The sequence below is a fragment of the Sulfitobacter sp. PS-8MA genome (genome assembly GCF_040933935.1).
Taxonomy (GTDB): domain Bacteria; phylum Pseudomonadota; class Alphaproteobacteria; order Rhodobacterales; family Rhodobacteraceae; genus Sulfitobacter.
Genome location: NZ_JBFQYJ010000007.1, coordinates 638,344 through 652,915 on the forward strand (window position 1 = coordinate 638,344; position 14,572 = coordinate 652,915).

A 14,572-nucleotide genomic window follows, 5' to 3' on the forward strand; every position below is an offset into this window, starting at 1 on the left:
AGAATTCCCCGTTAGACTGGTGGGATACGCCAGAGGGAGAGCCAGCAATGCAGATGTCCGACACCCGCCAGATCGCCGCCACCCCGCCCGAGGTTTATGCCGCATTGCTGGATCCGGAGATGCTGCAAACCTGCGTGCCCGGCGCACAGGATGTCTCAGGCTCGGTCGAAGAGGGCTATGACGCCACGGTGGTGCAAAAGGTCGGCCCGGTGAAGGCGACGTTCAAGGGCCATGTGACGCTCTCTGATCTGGTGCCCAACGAGGCGCTGACCATCACCGGCGAGGGCAAGGGCGGTGCCGCCGGTTTCGCCAAGGGCGGCGCAGAGGTGCGGCTGGCCGAGAAGGACGGCGGCACCGAACTCAGCTATGATGTAGAGGCCAAGGTCGGTGGGAAGCTGGCGCAGCTTGGCAGCCGGATCATCGACGGTTTCGCCAAGAAAATGGCGGATCAGTTTTTCGACAATCTGCAAGCCTCGCTCGAAGGCCCGGCAGAGGAAGAGGCGGAGCCCGAGACCGCCGAAGAGGATGCCCCCGCCAAAAAGGGCTGGTTCGGCCGCGCCAAGACCTGAAGGCATCTGTTCACTCAGGCCGAAGCCAGTTAGGTTGCCCGCCTTACCAAAGCGGAGACGACCATGCCGACCATCGTGGACATTCAGAACCTGCGCAAAACCTACGCGGGCGGATTCGAGGCGCTCAAAGGGGTCAACTTGCAGATCGAGAAGGGCGAGATCCTCGCGCTTCTGGGCTCCAACGGGGCGGGCAAGACGACGCTGATTTCGACCATCTGCGGCATCACCACCGCGACCAGCGGCAAGGTGACCGTGGGCGGCCATGACATCATCGATGATTTCCGTGCCGCGCGCTCGATGATCGGGCTGGTCCCGCAGGAGATCAATCTGGAGCCCTTTGAGAAGGTCATCAACACCGTGCTTTTCTCACGCGGGCTCTTTGGCCGACCGGCGGATGAGGCGGTGCTGGAGAAAATCCTGCGCCAACTCTCGCTCTGGGACAAGAAAGACAGCCAGATCCGCGAGCTTTCGGGCGGGATGAAACGCCGCGTGCTGATCGCCAAGGCGCTGGCGCATGACCCGCAGGTGCTGTTTCTGGATGAGCCGACCGCAGGCGTCGACGTGGAACTGCGCAAGGACATGTGGGAGATCGTGGCGGGGCTGAAAGCCTCAGGCGTGACGATCATCCTGACCACCCATTATATCGAAGAGGCCGAGGCCATCGCGGACCGCATCGGTGTCATCGCCAAGGGTGAATTGCTGCTGGTCGAAGAGAAAAACGCGCTGATGGCGCGGATGGGCAAGAAACAACTGGAAGTCCAATTGACCGAACCGATCACCGAAGTGCCGCTGGCGCTGCAATCGCCGGATGTGGAACTTTCGGCGGACGGGCAGGCGCTGATCTACACCTATGACACCAATGCCGAGCGCACCGGCATCACCAAACTGCTGTCTAAAGTTGCCGAAAGCGGGTTGGTGCTGCAGGACGTGGCGACGCGGCAAAGCAGTCTGGAAGACATTTTCGTCGGTCTGCTCAAGGAGGATGCGGCATGAACTGGACCGCAATCAAAGCCATCTACGCTTTTGAAATGGCGCGTTTCTTTCGCACCATCACGCAGAGCATCATCTCGCCGGTCCTGTCGACCTCGCTTTACTTCGTGGTCTTCGGCGCCGCCATCGGCAGCCGCATCGATGAGGTCGAGGGCGTGAGCTACGGCGCCTTCATCGTGCCGGGGCTGATCATGCTCAGCGTCATCACCCAGTCGATCTCCAACGCCTCCTTCGGGATCTACTTCCCCAAATTCATCGGCACGGTCTATGAGTTGCTCTCGGCCCCGATCAACTTTTTCGAGATCGTCATCGGCTATGTCGGCGCGGCGGCGACCAAGGCGCTGTTCATTGGCACGATCATCCTGATCACCGCCTTCTTCTTTGTCGACATCACCATTCAGCACCCCATCGCCATGGTCGCCTTCCTGATCCTGACCTGCATCAGCTTTGCGCTGATGGGCTTCATCATCGGCATCTGGGCGGGGAATTTCGAGCAGTTGCAACTGGTGCCGCTCTTGATCGTCACGCCGCTGGTCTTCCTTGGCGGGTCGTTCTACTCGATCTCGATGCTGCCCCCCGTCTGGCAGGTGATCTCCCATTTCAATCCGGTGGTCTATCTGATCTCGGGCTTCCGCTGGGCGTTCTTCGGTACGGCGGATGTGCCGATCCTGACCAGCCTTGCCGCAATCGCGCTCTTCACGGCGCTTTGCCTTGGCGTGATCTGGTGGATTTTTCGCACCGGCTGGCGTCTGCGGGCCTGAGGGCTGCGAAACTTCTGCGGCCGCCTTGTTTGCGCTGCGGTGGCGTTCTACATGAGGTGAATGAGAAATCGGCTGCCCTTCCTAAAATCCCCGCCCAGCGTTTCCGTCATCCGACTTTCCGGCATGATCGGATCGCAGGGCCGTGCGGTATTGAGCGACGCCGCCCTCGGGCCAGTGATCGAAAAAGCCTTTGCCAAGGGCAAGCCTGCCGCTGTCGCGCTTGAGGTCAACTCCCCGGCGGCAGCCCGGTGCAATCCTCTATGATCGGCGCGCGTATCCGGCGGCTTTCGGAGGAAAAGAACATTCCCGTCATCGCCTTCGTCGAAGATGTGGCCGCCTCGGGCGGCTACTGGCTGGCGGCGGCGGCGGATGAAATCTACGCGGACCCAAGCTCGGTCGTGGGGTCCATCGGGGTGATCTCCGCCTCCTTCGGGGTGCATGAGTTCATCCGCGAGCATGGCGTCGAGCGGCGCGTCTATACCGCAGGGCAGAGCAAATCCATGCTCGACCCGTTCCGCCCCGAAAGCCCCGAAGATGTCGCGCGGCTGAAGGTGCTGCTGGAAGATATCCATGGCAATTTCATCGACCATGTGAAGACCCGCCGCGCGGGCAAGCTGGCCGAGGGGCAAGACCTCTTTACCGGGGAAATCTGGCTGGCGAAACGCGCCGCCGAACTGGGGTTGATCGACGGGATCGGCCATTTGAAACCGCTCTTGAAAGACCGCTTTGGCGCAAAGGTCAAACTGCGCCGCTTTGGGGTGAAACGCGGGCTTCTGTCGCGTTTTGGCGTCCAGATGGTGCAAGACGCGGTGCAGGGCATAGAGGAACGCGCGGCCTATGCGCGCTTCGGACTCTAGCCCATGGTTTTCAAAATTGTCCTGCTCTTTCTGGTCGCCATGGGCCTTCTGGCTTGGTTTGGAAAAATGCATTGGCTGGGGGGCAAACCTGCGCCCCGGACCAAATGCCGCAACTGCGGGCGTTACCGCATAGGCAAGGGCGCATGCGCCTGTAAGGGAGATCGTTGATGGTGATGCCGTGGCTGTTATCGGGGCTTGGCCTCGTGATCCTGCTGTTTGCGGGGGATGCTCTGGTGAAAGGGGCGGTGAACCTGTCGCTGCGTCTGGGGGTGCCGGCATTGATCGTCAGCCTGACCATCGTGGCTTTCGGCACCTCGGCGCCGGAACTCCTGATCTCGGTCAAAGCGGTGCTGGACAATGTGCCGGGGCTGGCGCTTGGCAATGTGGTCGGGTCCAATACGGCCAATATCCTGCTGGTGCTGGGTGTCCCCGCATTGCTGGCCGTGATGCATACCTCGGAATGTAGCACCCGCAAGACCTATAACCAGATGATCGCCGCCTCGCTGCTCTTCATCGCGCTGGCCTTCCGGGGGGTCTTTGACTGGATCGCCGGACTCGTGCTGCTCGGCGGGCTGGCCTATATGCTTTACGACGCTTTCGACGACGCCAAGGATCACCGCCGGGCAGAGCGCGCCGGGGCCGAGGACGATCTGGAAGAGCCCGAAGGGGCCGACCCCAATATGGCGGGCTGGCAGATTGCCCTGTTCTTGATCCTCGGGCTCATTGGCCTGCCTTTGGGCGCGAGCCTGCTGGTGGAAAACGCGACCATCATCGCGCAGACTTATGGGGTCAGCGACACGGTGATCGGCCTGACGCTGGTGGCCGTGGGCACATCGCTGCCGGAGCTTGCCACCACCGTGATGGCCGCGCTGCGACGGCAGGCGGATGTGGCGCTTGGGAATGTCATCGGGTCGAATATGTTCAACCTGTTGGCGATCATTGGGATTGCCAGCCTTGTCGGGCCGATCTCGGTCGATCCCTCGTTCCTGCGCTTTGACCTATGGGTCATGCTGGCGGCCTCGCTGCTGTTGATCCCCTTCGTCTATCTGCGGCGCGACATCACGCGGCTTTGGGGCATCGCGCTCAGCGCGCTTTACGGGCTCTATATCGTGGTGATCCTGATCTAGAGGGCGCATTGGCGGCTGCTGGGGGACTTGTCCGGGCAGCCTTTGGGCCCTGCCTTGCGTCTTGCCGCGATAGCGCGGCGGGGCGGGAGACTGGCAGATACCCCCCTACGGTGGGGGGAGCGCATCCGCGTTTCAACAGGCTGTATGGGGGCGGGTAGATGGCGGCTGCGGGGCATATCTGCATTGGCAAATGCCGCCCTGGAGCCTTGAAAACACCTGTAACGCGGGAAGTTTTGCACCGTGCTAAGGAGTATAAACAAAGTGTTACTGAATCCCCTTTGTTTTCAGAGGCTTGTTGTGGTGAAAAGAAAAAGCGCAGTAATTGCAGAGAGTTGTGGAGCTGCCTAAAAAATAGGCAAACCGACGAACCATGTTAAAAACAACGAAGAATCCGACATGCTCAGAAGTTACCGACAGAGTTATCCACATCTTTGGTGGACATGTTAAGCCTTGCTCCCATCTACGTCCTATTGCAGCCCACGACCAGAATCAGGCCCGCCCATGACAGCACCCTCTGATACGCCACCGCCACAGGGCCGAAAGGTGATCCAGGCCTATCTGAAGTCGCTCGATTCCTCGCCGGGCGTCTACCGGATGCTGGATGCCGAAAGCCGGGTTCTCTATGTCGGCAAGGCGCGCAACCTGCGGGCGCGGGTGAGCTCCTATGCACGTCCGACCGGGCATTCCGCGCGCATCTCGCGGATGATCGCCAATACCGCCTCGATGATGTTTCTGACCACCAAGACAGAGACCGAGGCGCTCTTGCTTGAGCAGAACCTGATCAAACAGCTCAAGCCCAAGTTCAACGTGCTGCTGCGCGATGACAAGAGCTTTCCGAATATCCTTGTGACGGCGGACAGCGACTATCCGCAGATCAAGAAACACCGTGGCGCGAAAAAGGAGAAGGGCAGCTACTATGGCCCCTTCGCCAGCGCGGGGGCGGTGAACCGGACGCTGAACCAATTGCAGCGGGTGTTTCTGCTGCGCGACTGTTCCAACGCCATGTTCGACAGCCGCACGCGCCCCTGTCTGCAACATCAGATCAAACGCTGCTCGGCGCCCTGCGTGGGCAAGATCTCGCCCGAAGACTACCGCCAGACGGTGCGGGATGCGGAACGGTTCCTCTGCGGCAAATCCACCGAGATTCAGGGCCGTCTGGCGCGCGAGATGGAAGAGGCGAGCGCCGCGATGGAGTTTGAACGCGCCGCCGCGCTGCGCGACCGGATCAAGGCGCTGACACAGGTGCAGACCGCGCAGGGGATCAACCCGCAGGGGGTCAAAGAGGCGGATATCATCGCGCTGCATATGGAAAGCGGGCAGGCCTGTGTGCAGGTGTTTTTCATCCGCGCCAATCAGAACTGGGGCAACCGCGATTATTACCCCCGGGTCGGGGCGGATGTGGAGGAGGCCGAGGTGCTGGAGGCCTTCATCGGCCAGTTCTATGACACCCGCGAACCGCCACGCCAGTTGATCCTGAGCAATGAGATCGAGAACCCCGATCTGATGGCCGAAGCCCTGAGCGGCAAGCTGGGCCGCAAGGTCGACCTGCTGGTGCCGAAACGCGGCGAAAAGGCCGAGCTGGTCGACGGTGCCCTGCGCAACGCCCGCGAAAGCCTTGCCCGCAAGATGGCCGAGACAGCGACCCAGACCAAGCTGTTGCAAGGGCTGGCCGATGCCTTTGACCTGCCCGGGCCGCCGCAGCGGATCGAGGTTTATGACAACTCGCATATTCAAGGCACCAATGCGGTGGGCGCGATGATCGTCGCGGGGCCGGAAGGCATGATGAAAAACCAATACCGCAAGTTCAACATTCGCGGTGATGACCTGACCCCCGGGGATGACTTTGGCATGATGAAAGAGGTGCTGCACCGGCGCTTCAAACGGCTGATCAAGGAAGACCCGGACCGCAGCCGCGGGCTTTGGCCCGATCTGCTGCTGATCGACGGCGGGGCCGGGCAGGTGAGTGCTGTGGCCTCGATCATGGCGCAGCATGGGGTGGAGGATATCCCGATGGTCGGCGTGGCCAAGGGGATCGACCGGGATGCGGGCAAGGAAGAGTTCCACCGCGTCGGCAAACGCGTCATGGCCCTGCGGCACAATGACCCGGTGCTCTATTTCGTGCAACGCCTGCGGGATGAGGCGCACCGTTTTGCCATCGGCACCCACCGCGCCAAACGCGCCAAGGGGGTGAGTGCCACGCCGCTCGATGATGTGCCGGGCGTCGGCGCTGCGCGCAAACGCGCGCTTTTGGCGCATTTCGGCTCGGCCAAGGCGGTGGGGCGCGCGAACCTGAGCGATCTCAAAGCCGTTGAGGGCGTCTCGGACGCATTGGCGGAGACGATTTACGGCTATTTCCACGAGCGAGGATAAGGCCAAGCGCGCCTTTGCGCGATTGAAACCCAGAACACAGAAGCGCGGGGGCGGTTTCGTCCTTTCAGCCCCGGACGACGCAAGATAGGATAGCTGCATGAAGTGGAATTTGCCCAATCTCCTGACCCTGCTCCGGCTGGTCGCAGCGCCCGGTGTGGCGGTCATGTTTCTTTATTTTACCCGGCCTTATGCCGACTGGTTTGCGCTGGTCCTATTCGTCGGGGCGGCGATCACCGACTGGTTTGACGGCTACCTCGCCCGCGCCTGGAAGCAAGAGACCAAGATCGGCACTATGTTGGACCCGATCGCCGACAAGGCAATGGTGGTGATCGCGCTGATGGTGATCGTGGCCTTCTCCAGCTGGTCGCCCTGGTTGGTCTTGCCCGCCACGCTGATCCTGTTTCGCGAGGTCTTTGTCTCTGGCCTGCGGGAATATCTGGGCGATGTTTCGGGCACCTTGAAGGTGACGCAGCTGGCGAAATGGAAAACCACCCTGCAAATGATCGCCATCGCGGTGCTCTTTTCGCAGGGCGTGTTTGAGCATTACCTCGGGATGAGCGTCTTTGGCATGGACCAGCAGCTGGTCGAGGCGATTTTGAACGGTGAGGTCGAGGATCATCTGGGGCTGGGCTGGAAGCTGGCCGGGATGGAATGGGCCGGGGTGCTGGGCTTGATCCTGCTCTGGATCGCGGCGGTGCTGACCGCGATCACCGGCGCAGACTATCTGCTGAAGGCGCTGCCACATCTGAGGGAGAAGCACTGATGGATATACTCTATTTCGCATGGGTGCGCGAGCGGATCGGCCTGCCGCGCGAGCGGGTGGACAGCGAGGCCGCCACGGTGGCGGAACTGGTCGAAGAGCTGCGCGGGCGCGAGGAACGCTATGAGGTGGCCTTCTCGGACCTCAGCGCGTTGCGGGTGGCGGTGGATCAGGAGCTGACGGATTTCAACGCACCTTTGGCGGGCGCCCGTGAGGTGGCCTTTTTCCCGCCGATGACCGGAGGCTGAGCCATGCGCATCGTGGTGCAGGAAGAACCCTTTGATCTGGCGGCAGAGACCGCGGCTTTCGCGCAGGGAGAGGGCGACAGCGGTGCGATCGTGACCTTCACCGGCGTGGTGCGCGATCTTGACGGCGCGCCGCTGGAAGCGATGGAGATCGAGCATTACCCCGGCATGACCGAGAAGGCCCTGCGCGACATTGCGGCGCAGGCCGTGGCGCGGTTTGATCTGCAGGATGTCTTGGTGATCCACCGCCATGGGCGGCTGGTGCCCGGGGCGCAGATCATGATGGTCGCCACCGCCGCGCGACACCGGCGCGGTGCCTTTGACGCGGCGGATTTCCTGATGGACTACCTGAAATCCCGCGCCCCCTTCTGGAAGCGTGAGATCACGGCCAAGGGCGCAAATTGGGTCGCCGCCAAGGACGAGGACGAGGCGGCGCTGGAGCGCTGGTAGGCCGCGTCAGGCGAAGCGGCCGCCTTTTTCGATGACTTCGATCTGATAGCCGTCCGGGTCTGCGACGAAAAAGAACTTCGCAACGGTTTCGCCTGCCGGGCGGAAATCCACGATCTCGCGCGGTTCGGCTCCGGCCTGCATCGCAGTTGCGCGCGCGGCTGCCAGATCGGCGACCACAAAGGCGAGATGGCCATAGCCATCGCCAAGGTCATAGGGCGTGTCGCGGTCTTTGTTCACGGTCAGCTCAAGCTCAAAATCGCCCGTCCCATCGCGCAGATAGATCAGGGTGAAACTGTCGAAGTCCAGCCGGTCCGCAATCTTCAGGCCAAAGACCTCATCGTAGAACTTCACCGAGGCGGCCTCATCCAGGACGCGGATCATACTATGTGCGAGCTTTGCCATTCTCGGCCTCCGGGGGGGTAGGGGGTTTACGCTTTCTGCCGCTCGATATAGGCGCGCATCTCTTCGGCCTCATGCCGTGCGTCGCGCAGCCCGTCCATCGCCGCGCGCAACTCGGCCTCGGTCTGGGCCAACTGGTTGGTCAACTCGGCCTCGCGCTGTTGCAGATAGGTGATTGCTTGGTCGCGGGTTTCTTCGGCCTCATGCAGCTCTTGGCTCATCCGGTCCAGCTGGGCCACGTCATCGGCGGCCACGCGGGTAAAGCGGTTCAGCAGCCAGTTTGCGAACCATCCCATGCAGAAGGCTACGAAAAGAATGATGGCCGTGGCCAGGACAAACTCAGTTCTGCTCATCACCGCTGCCTTCTTCGGTTGCGTCGGATTCCCCGATCTCTTCTGTCGTGGTATCGCCTGTTTCGTCGGCGGATTCCAGCGCTGTTTCGCCCTCCTCCTCGGTCGCTTCAGGCTGGATCAGGCGGAATTCGATGCGGCGGTTCGCTTCGCGGCCTGCTTCGGTCTTATTGTCCGCGATCGGGTTCTCCTCGCCATAGCCTTTGGCCAGGAAAGAGGCGGTTAGCACCCGGCGCGCGCGCAATTCGTTCAAGACCGATTCCGCGCGGCTTTGCGACAGGGCGAGGTTCATCGATTCGCGGCCCTGGCTGTCGGTGTAGCCCTGAATTTCGAGCGGCAGGTCGCCACAGCGTTTCAGCACTTCGGCGATGTCGTCCATCGTGCCCAATGCGGCTGCGTCGATGGTTGCGCTGCCCGGCTCAAAGGTGATCTTGCCGATCTTCAGGATCGCCCGAATCTCGGCTTCACATTCCTCAGGCGTGGGCAGGCCGGCGATCGGGTCCAGCTTTTCCTGATAGGTGATGTCGATGCTGTAGTCCGCCCCTTCGCCGAGCTTGTCGGCCAGGAGCGAGGCCACTTTGGTATCGGCGTCCTTGTTCCCGGTATTGCCGACCACCCGAAGCTGATCCGGGGTCACTCGGACCGAACCATTCGCGAGGGTCGCCATGGCTTCGAGCGCGGTGAGGACACGGGTGGGCCAGTCATCGGGCAGTCCATCGTCCAGACGGGCGGCGGTATAGACCCGGTCCGAGCCGAAGTGCGATTTGGCATAGCTGTCGGCCAGATCGCGCAGCCCTTCGTTGCTCAGCCGGCCGCGCAGTTGCACCTGCCCTTCGGGCGATAGGGTCGCGGTAAATTCAGGCGGGCCCGCATTGGGGTCTTCGACCTTGGGCAGTTTCGCGGTGAGCGCAAAGACATCGGGCAGGGCGGTTTCCAACTCACCAACAACCCGGTCAAAGGCGTTGCTGTCCGTGCCGGGCGCGGCGATGAGGGTCACATCGGCATCGGCAAAAGCAATCGAGCCCTGGCCCAGTTGATCCAGCGACCTGATCGCCTCGGCCACCGCCTTGGACCAGTTCGGGCTCGGCACGCCAAGACCGATGGTGCAGCTGGCATCGTCGGGGGCACCGGCAGCGATACCGGCTTTCAGGATGCGATCCCGCGCGGCTTCGGTATCGGCAGAACAGGCATCGAAGCGCGCGCCCTCTTCGTCTTTCGCGAAACGCAGGGTGAAGGGGGTGATCACCGGGCGCGGGGCTGCGATGTCGAGGGTGAGGCGCAGCGAAGATGGCGCGGCGCGTTGCAGCTTGCGCTCCATCTGGGCCTTGGCGGCGGCGCTGTCGGCGATGGCGGTGATGACCACGCGGCCCGCATCGACCGAGGCTTTGGCCCGCGGCAGGTCCGCCATGGCGGAGACGGCAAAGTCCAGCGCGTCTTCCCAGCCTTCGGGGGCGCGGTAGTCGGCGGATTCGAGCAGATCGGTCACCGTGGCATCGCCCGCCATGTCGGTGAAGGCGTCGATCAGGGCCTCGCGGTCGGTGCTGCTGGGGATCAGGCCGATGATCGACACGCCCGCGTCATTGCGCAGCACCTCGGCCGAAAAGCGCGGCGGGGCGATGCCGGATTGTGCCTCGACCTCCATCTCGTCAATCACCCGGGCCGCATCGACCACGGTGCCAGCGGTCGAGAGCGCGCGAAAACGCACCGCCTCTGTGGGCGCGACGCCTGCCAAAGTCACCTGCAACCCATCCGCCTGCACTTCGGCCCATGTCATGCCCTGGTCGTCGAGCGCATCACGCACGCCGATCTCAGAGGTGTCTTCGATCAACTGCACGGAGAAGCTCGCCGCCACCAAAGAGACCACCGCCGCAGCTGCAAAGGTGAGGGCGATCATGAAAATAGCGGACAGGCGCATATGCAGACTTCTGTTTGTTAAGCTTGCGACTTGATACGCGCCTCCTGCCGGGGGTGCAATCAGGCCAGCAGGCTTGCCGCGAAAAACAGCAGCGGGATGATGCCGGTGTCGCGGTTGGCGCGGAAGAGCTGCAAGAGCTTGGCGTTGTCTGTCGTGTCCAGCCCGCGCAGCTGCCAGGCCATATGCCAGCCCATCGCCCAAGGCCCGCCAAGCGCGATTGCCAGCGCCAGAACGGAGGCATTGGGCAGCCCGGCATAGATCACCGCGATCCCCATCAACCCCACCGTGGCCATCAGGAAGCGCCGCAGCCATTTGTCAGAGTTCTCGCCAAAGAGCCGCGCGGTGGATTTCACACCGATGAGCGCGTCATCCTCGGCATCCTGATGGGCATAGATCGTGTCATAGAACAGGGTCCAGGCAATGCCCGCGAGGTAGAGCACAATGGCAGGCGCATGCAGCGTGCCGGCATGGGCCGTCCAGACCAGCATCGCGCCCCAATTGAAGGCGAGGCCCAGAAAGACCTGCGGCCACCATGTGAAACGCTTGGCAAAGGGGTAGACCGCCACCGGCAGCAGCGCCAGCACGCCCATGGCGATGGCGGCTTGGTTAAAGGTGAGCAGGATCATCAGCGCCAGCAGCATTTGCAACACCATCCACGCCAACGCCTGTTTGACCGAGACCGCGCCCGAGGGGATCGGCCGCGAGCGGGTGCGGGCGACCTTGCCGTCGATATTGCGGTCGGTGATGTCGTTCCATGTGCAGCCGGCGCCGCGCATCAGGAAAGCGCCAAAGCCGCAGCCGATGAAAATCCACAAATCTTCCCACCGCGGCGACTGGTCAAACAGGATCGCCAATGTCAGCCCCCACCAGCAGGGCAGCAGCAAGAGCCATGTGCCGATGGGCCGATCCGCGCGGCTCAGCCGCAGATAGGGGCGCAGGGCGCGGGGGGCGTGGCGGTCGACCCAATTGTCGGCCACGGCATCCGCGACCGAACCATCTTGCGACGCATCTGGCGAAGGCGGCGGGTTGTGCATATATCTGGCCCCATGAATGCGAAAATCAGATTGTATGTAGATCAGCCCTTGGGGCAGGGGCAAACGGTTCCTTTGGCGCGCGATCAGGCGCATTACCTCTTTGGGGTGATGCGGCAGACGGTCGGGGCGGCGGTGCTGCTGTTCAACGGGCACGACGGGGAATGGCTGGCCGAGGTGACCGAGGCAGGCAAACGCGGCGGGCTGCTGACCTGTCGCGAGCAGACCCGGCCCCTGCAGATGCCGCCCGATCTGTGGCTGCTCTTTGCCCCGATCAAGAAGACGCGCACCGATTTCATTGTCGAAAAGGCCGCCGAGATGGGGGCCGCGCGCATTGTCCCGGTGATGACCGATTTCACCAATGCAGGCCGCGTGCAACAGCCCCGCCTTCAGGCCCATGCGGTCGAGGCGGCAGAGCAATGCGGCGGCACCTATGTGCCCGAGGTCACCGAGGCCGAGAAGCTGGGCCGGCTGCTGGACCAGTGGGACAGATCGCGGCAGATCATGTTCTGCGACGAGACCTTGGCGGGCGAGAGCGGGGCGCTACCTGCGGATGCGCGCGGGCCATGGGCCATTCTGATCGGTCCCGAAGGCGGGTTCTCCGATGCGGAACGCAAGCGGCTGCACGGGTTTGACCACGCCCATGCGGTGACCTTGGGGCCGCGCATCCTGCGGGCCGATACGGCGGCGGTGGCGGCGATGACGATCTGGCAGCAAGCCTTGGGGGATTGGTAATGCGAAAGAAAACCCCATGAGTTTCCTGCGCGCAGGGGCCCGCGATCAGCTTTGGCGCTGGCGCGAAGCGCTTGTCGGCGGCGCGCTTTTGCTGCTTGGGCTCTGGCTGGTCGCCGGGCCGGGCTATCTTTTGGCGGTGCCAGGCTATGCGGCGCTGGCGGGTGGGGCGGCGCTGATCTGGCTTGGCGCACAGCGGGCGCGGTTTCGCGACAATGACGATGGCGCGGGCGCGGTGCAGGTGGTCGAAGGGCAGATCACCTATTTCGGCCCGCTCACCGGCGGCACGGTTGCCCTGCGCGAGTTGCAGCGGCTCAGCCTTGACCGGCAGATGTTCCCCGCCCATTGGCGGCTAGAGCCCCGCGACGACAGCGCGCCGCTGCTGATCCCGGTGAATGCTGCCGGATCGGAGGCGCTGTTTGACGCCTTTGCCGCTTTGCCCGGTCTGCGCACCGAGCGGATGCTCTTTGAGTTGCGCAAGACCCGCCGTGACGCGGTTGTGATCTGGGAGCGCGCGCCGCTGCGCCCGGCGCATGTGCTGTTGCATTGACAGCCCCGGCAATTCCGCCCATCCCTGCTGGGTAACGACGATATTTCAAGACGGAGCCTACGCATATGTCCATTCCTCAATCCGGCGGTGGCCCGATCGAACATCACGACCAGATGGCGCAATATCTGGCGGATGGCTGCAAGCCGAAAGAAGACTGGCGCATCGGCACCGAGCACGAGAAATTCGGCTATTGCACCGACAGCCACAAACCGCTGCGCTATGAGGGCGCACGCTCGATCCGGGTGATGCTGGAAGGGCTGCGCGACCGGCACGGCTGGGCACCGGTGGAAGAGGGCGGCAAGCTCATCGGCTTGGAGAAGGACGGCGCCAACATCAGTCTTGAGCCGGGCGGGCAGTTGGAACTGTCCGGCGCCCCGGTGGAGACCATTCACGAGACCTGCGATGAGGTGAACACCCATCTGCGCGAAGTGAAGGACGTGGCCGACGAGATCGGCGTCGGCTTCATCGGTCTGGGCGCCGCGCCCGAATGGTCGCATGAGCAGATGGATCTGATGCCCAAGGGCCGCTACAAGCTGATGGACGGCTATATGCAAAAGGTCGGCACCATGGGCACCACCATGATGCGCCGCACCTGCACGGTTCAGGTGAACCTCGATTTCGCCACCGAGGCCGACATGGTGCAAAAGATGCGCGTGGCGGTGGCATTGCAGCCGGTGGCCAATGCGCTGTTCGCCAATTCGCCCTTTCTTGACGGCAAGCCCAACGGCGTGAAATCCACCCGGGGTCTGGTCTGGCGCAATCTGGATGATGCGCGCACCGGCATGATCCCCTTTGTTTTTGAGCAAGGCTTCGGCTTTGAGGCCTGGGTGCAATATGCGCTCGATGTGCCGATGTATTTCGTCTACCGCGACGGCAAATATATCGACGCGCTCGGCCAGTCCTTCCGCGATTTCCTCAAGGGCGAGTTGCCCGCGCTGCCGGGCGAGAAGCCGACGCTGAGCGATTGGGCCGATCATCTCACCACGCTCTTCCCCGAGGCGCGGGTGAAGAAATTCATCGAGATGCGCGGCGCGGATGGCGGCCCGTGGCGGCGGCTTTGTGCGCTGCCGGCCTTTTGGGTGGGGCTGATGTATGACCAGAGCGCGCTGGATGGGGCGTGGGATCTGGTCAAGGACTGGGATGCCGAGACGCGGGAAGAACTGCGCATCGCGGCCTCCACCCATGGCCTTCAGGCCGAGGTTGGCGGGATCAAAATGCATGATCTGGCGCGCGAAGCCGTGGCCCTGTCAGAGGCGGGGCTGAAAGCCCGCGCCCGTCCCGGTGCCGGTGGTCTTGTGCCGGACGAGACCCATTTCCTTAACGCCCTGCGCGACAGTATCGAGACCGGTCGCGTGCCCGCCGATGACCTGCTGGCGGACTATCACGGGCCGTGGAACGGCGATCTGAGCCGGATCTACGCCGAATATTCCTATTGAGTTGAAACCGGCTGATGCCGCCTACGGGTG

At 62.9% G+C, this 14,572-nt stretch carries 15 protein-coding genes and 1 pseudogene; 12 read left to right on the forward strand and 4 right to left on the reverse strand.

Going from position 1 to position 14,572, the window contains the following annotated elements; translation table 11 throughout:
* The first annotated feature begins 47 nt into the window (after window positions 1–47).
* The 9 genes and pseudogenes from AB4M76_RS16610 (at window position 48) to AB4M76_RS16650 (ending at window position 8,129) form a co-directional block, all read left to right on the forward strand.
* On the forward strand, window positions 48–569 hold the full coding sequence (locus tag AB4M76_RS16610) for a CoxG family protein (protein WP_368443093.1): 522 nt from the start codon (window positions 48–50) through the stop codon (window positions 567–569).
* Window positions 570–632: 63 nt separating this feature from the next.
* The gene (locus AB4M76_RS16615) at window positions 633–1,562 is read left to right on the forward strand and encodes an ABC transporter ATP-binding protein (protein ID WP_368443094.1); all 930 of its coding nucleotides are present in this window, start codon (window positions 633–635) and stop codon (window positions 1,560–1,562) included.
* Window positions 1,559–2,320, forward strand: a complete 762-nt coding sequence (locus AB4M76_RS16620; RefSeq protein ID WP_368443095.1) for an ABC transporter permease — start codon at window positions 1,559–1,561, stop codon at window positions 2,318–2,320. The genes AB4M76_RS16615 and AB4M76_RS16620 overlap by 4 nt, the downstream gene beginning before the upstream one ends.
* 60 nt (window positions 2,321–2,380) lie before the next feature.
* A pseudogene (locus tag AB4M76_RS16625) lies at window positions 2,381–3,177 on the forward strand (S49 family peptidase).
* A 173-nt stretch (window positions 3,178–3,350) separates the two neighbouring features.
* Complete coding sequence (locus AB4M76_RS16630; RefSeq protein ID WP_368443096.1) at window positions 3,351–4,304, forward strand: calcium/sodium antiporter; 954 nt, start codon at window positions 3,351–3,353, stop codon at window positions 4,302–4,304.
* 501 nt (window positions 4,305–4,805) lie between these two features.
* Window positions 4,806–6,674 carry an excinuclease ABC subunit UvrC gene (uvrC, locus tag AB4M76_RS16635; RefSeq protein WP_368443097.1) on the forward strand — a complete coding sequence of 623 codons (1,869 nt, stop codon included), beginning with the start codon at window positions 4,806–4,808 and terminating at the stop codon, window positions 6,672–6,674.
* Window positions 6,675–6,771: 97 nt separating this feature from the next.
* Window positions 6,772–7,437, forward strand: coding sequence for a CDP-diacylglycerol--glycerol-3-phosphate 3-phosphatidyltransferase (gene pgsA / locus AB4M76_RS16640; RefSeq protein ID WP_368443098.1), 666 nt, complete (start codon window positions 6,772–6,774; stop codon window positions 7,435–7,437).
* A complete protein-coding gene (moaD, locus tag AB4M76_RS16645) occupies window positions 7,434–7,682 on the forward strand; it encodes a molybdopterin converting factor subunit 1 (RefSeq protein ID WP_368443537.1) in 249 nt (82 codons plus the stop codon). The genes pgsA and moaD overlap by 4 nt, the downstream gene beginning before the upstream one ends.
* 3 nt (window positions 7,683–7,685) lie before the next feature.
* Window positions 7,686–8,129, forward strand: coding sequence for a molybdenum cofactor biosynthesis protein MoaE (locus AB4M76_RS16650; protein ID WP_368443100.1), 444 nt, complete (start codon window positions 7,686–7,688; stop codon window positions 8,127–8,129).
* 6 nt (window positions 8,130–8,135) lie between these two features.
* On the opposite strand, the gene AB4M76_RS16655 is transcribed toward AB4M76_RS16650, so the two are convergent.
* The 4 genes from AB4M76_RS16655 to ubiA are packed head-to-tail and all read right to left on the reverse strand — an operon-like array spanning window position 8,136 to window position 11,827.
* Window positions 8,136–8,531, reverse strand: a complete 396-nt coding sequence (locus tag AB4M76_RS16655; protein ID WP_368443101.1) for a VOC family protein — start codon at window positions 8,529–8,531, stop codon at window positions 8,136–8,138.
* 26 nt (window positions 8,532–8,557) lie between these two features.
* Window positions 8,558–8,881: a hypothetical protein gene (locus tag AB4M76_RS16660; RefSeq protein WP_007118939.1), complete on the reverse strand. Its 324-nt coding sequence runs from the start codon at window positions 8,879–8,881 to the stop codon at window positions 8,558–8,560.
* Entirely contained in the window at window positions 8,868–10,793 is a 1,926-nt protein-coding gene (locus tag AB4M76_RS16665) for an OmpA family protein (RefSeq protein ID WP_368443102.1), read from the reverse strand. The genes AB4M76_RS16660 and AB4M76_RS16665 overlap by 14 nt, the downstream gene beginning before the upstream one ends.
* A gap of 59 nt (window positions 10,794–10,852) precedes the next feature.
* Window positions 10,853–11,827 carry a 4-hydroxybenzoate octaprenyltransferase gene (ubiA, locus tag AB4M76_RS16670; RefSeq protein ID WP_368443103.1) on the reverse strand — a complete coding sequence of 325 codons (975 nt, stop codon included), beginning with the start codon at window positions 11,825–11,827 and terminating at the stop codon, window positions 10,853–10,855.
* A 12-nt stretch (window positions 11,828–11,839) separates the two neighbouring features.
* Between ubiA and AB4M76_RS16675 the strand changes: the two genes are divergently transcribed.
* The 3 genes from AB4M76_RS16675 to AB4M76_RS16685 all read left to right on the forward strand — a co-directional run bounded on the left by AB4M76_RS16675 (window position 11,840) and on the right by AB4M76_RS16685 (window position 14,542).
* Complete coding sequence (locus tag AB4M76_RS16675) at window positions 11,840–12,559, forward strand: 16S rRNA (uracil(1498)-N(3))-methyltransferase (RefSeq protein WP_368443104.1); 720 nt, start codon at window positions 11,840–11,842, stop codon at window positions 12,557–12,559.
* Between the two features lie 16 nt (window positions 12,560–12,575).
* Window positions 12,576–13,106 carry a hypothetical protein gene (locus AB4M76_RS16680; RefSeq protein ID WP_368443105.1) on the forward strand — a complete coding sequence of 177 codons (531 nt, stop codon included), beginning with the start codon at window positions 12,576–12,578 and terminating at the stop codon, window positions 13,104–13,106.
* A 65-nt stretch (window positions 13,107–13,171) separates the two neighbouring features.
* A complete protein-coding gene (locus AB4M76_RS16685; protein WP_368443106.1) occupies window positions 13,172–14,542 on the forward strand; it encodes a glutamate--cysteine ligase in 1,371 nt (456 codons plus the stop codon).
* Window positions 14,543–14,572 lie beyond the last annotated feature (30 nt).

Bases quoted from the DNA above. Each gene is read 5' to 3' on its own strand.
- AB4M76_RS16610 (WP_368443093.1), top strand. From the start codon at position 48: ATGCAGATGTCCGACACCCGCCAGATCGCCGCCACCCCGCCCGAGGTT.
- AB4M76_RS16615 (WP_368443094.1), top strand. From the start codon at position 633: ATGCCGACCATCGTGGACATTCAGAACCTGCGCAAAACCTACGCGGGC.
- AB4M76_RS16620 (WP_368443095.1), top strand. From the start codon at position 1,559: ATGAACTGGACCGCAATCAAAGCCATCTACGCTTTTGAAATGGCGCGT.
- AB4M76_RS16630 (WP_368443096.1), top strand. From the start codon at position 3,351: ATGCCGTGGCTGTTATCGGGGCTTGGCCTCGTGATCCTGCTGTTTGCG.
- uvrC (WP_368443097.1), top strand. From the start codon at position 4,806: ATGACAGCACCCTCTGATACGCCACCGCCACAGGGCCGAAAGGTGATC.
- pgsA (WP_368443098.1), top strand. From the start codon at position 6,772: ATGAAGTGGAATTTGCCCAATCTCCTGACCCTGCTCCGGCTGGTCGCA.
- AB4M76_RS16650 (WP_368443100.1), top strand. From the start codon at position 7,686: ATGCGCATCGTGGTGCAGGAAGAACCCTTTGATCTGGCGGCAGAGACC.
- AB4M76_RS16655 (WP_368443101.1), bottom strand. From the start codon at position 8,531: ATGGCAAAGCTCGCACATAGTATGATCCGCGTCCTGGATGAGGCCGCC.
- AB4M76_RS16660 (WP_007118939.1), bottom strand. From the start codon at position 8,881: ATGAGCAGAACTGAGTTTGTCCTGGCCACGGCCATCATTCTTTTCGTA.
- AB4M76_RS16665 (WP_368443102.1), bottom strand. From the start codon at position 10,793: ATGCGCCTGTCCGCTATTTTCATGATCGCCCTCACCTTTGCAGCTGCG.
- ubiA (WP_368443103.1), bottom strand. From the start codon at position 11,827: ATGCACAACCCGCCGCCTTCGCCAGATGCGTCGCAAGATGGTTCGGTC.
- AB4M76_RS16675 (WP_368443104.1), top strand. From the start codon at position 11,840: ATGAATGCGAAAATCAGATTGTATGTAGATCAGCCCTTGGGGCAGGGG.
- AB4M76_RS16680 (WP_368443105.1), top strand. From the start codon at position 12,576: ATGAGTTTCCTGCGCGCAGGGGCCCGCGATCAGCTTTGGCGCTGGCGC.
- AB4M76_RS16685 (WP_368443106.1), top strand. From the start codon at position 13,172: ATGTCCATTCCTCAATCCGGCGGTGGCCCGATCGAACATCACGACCAG.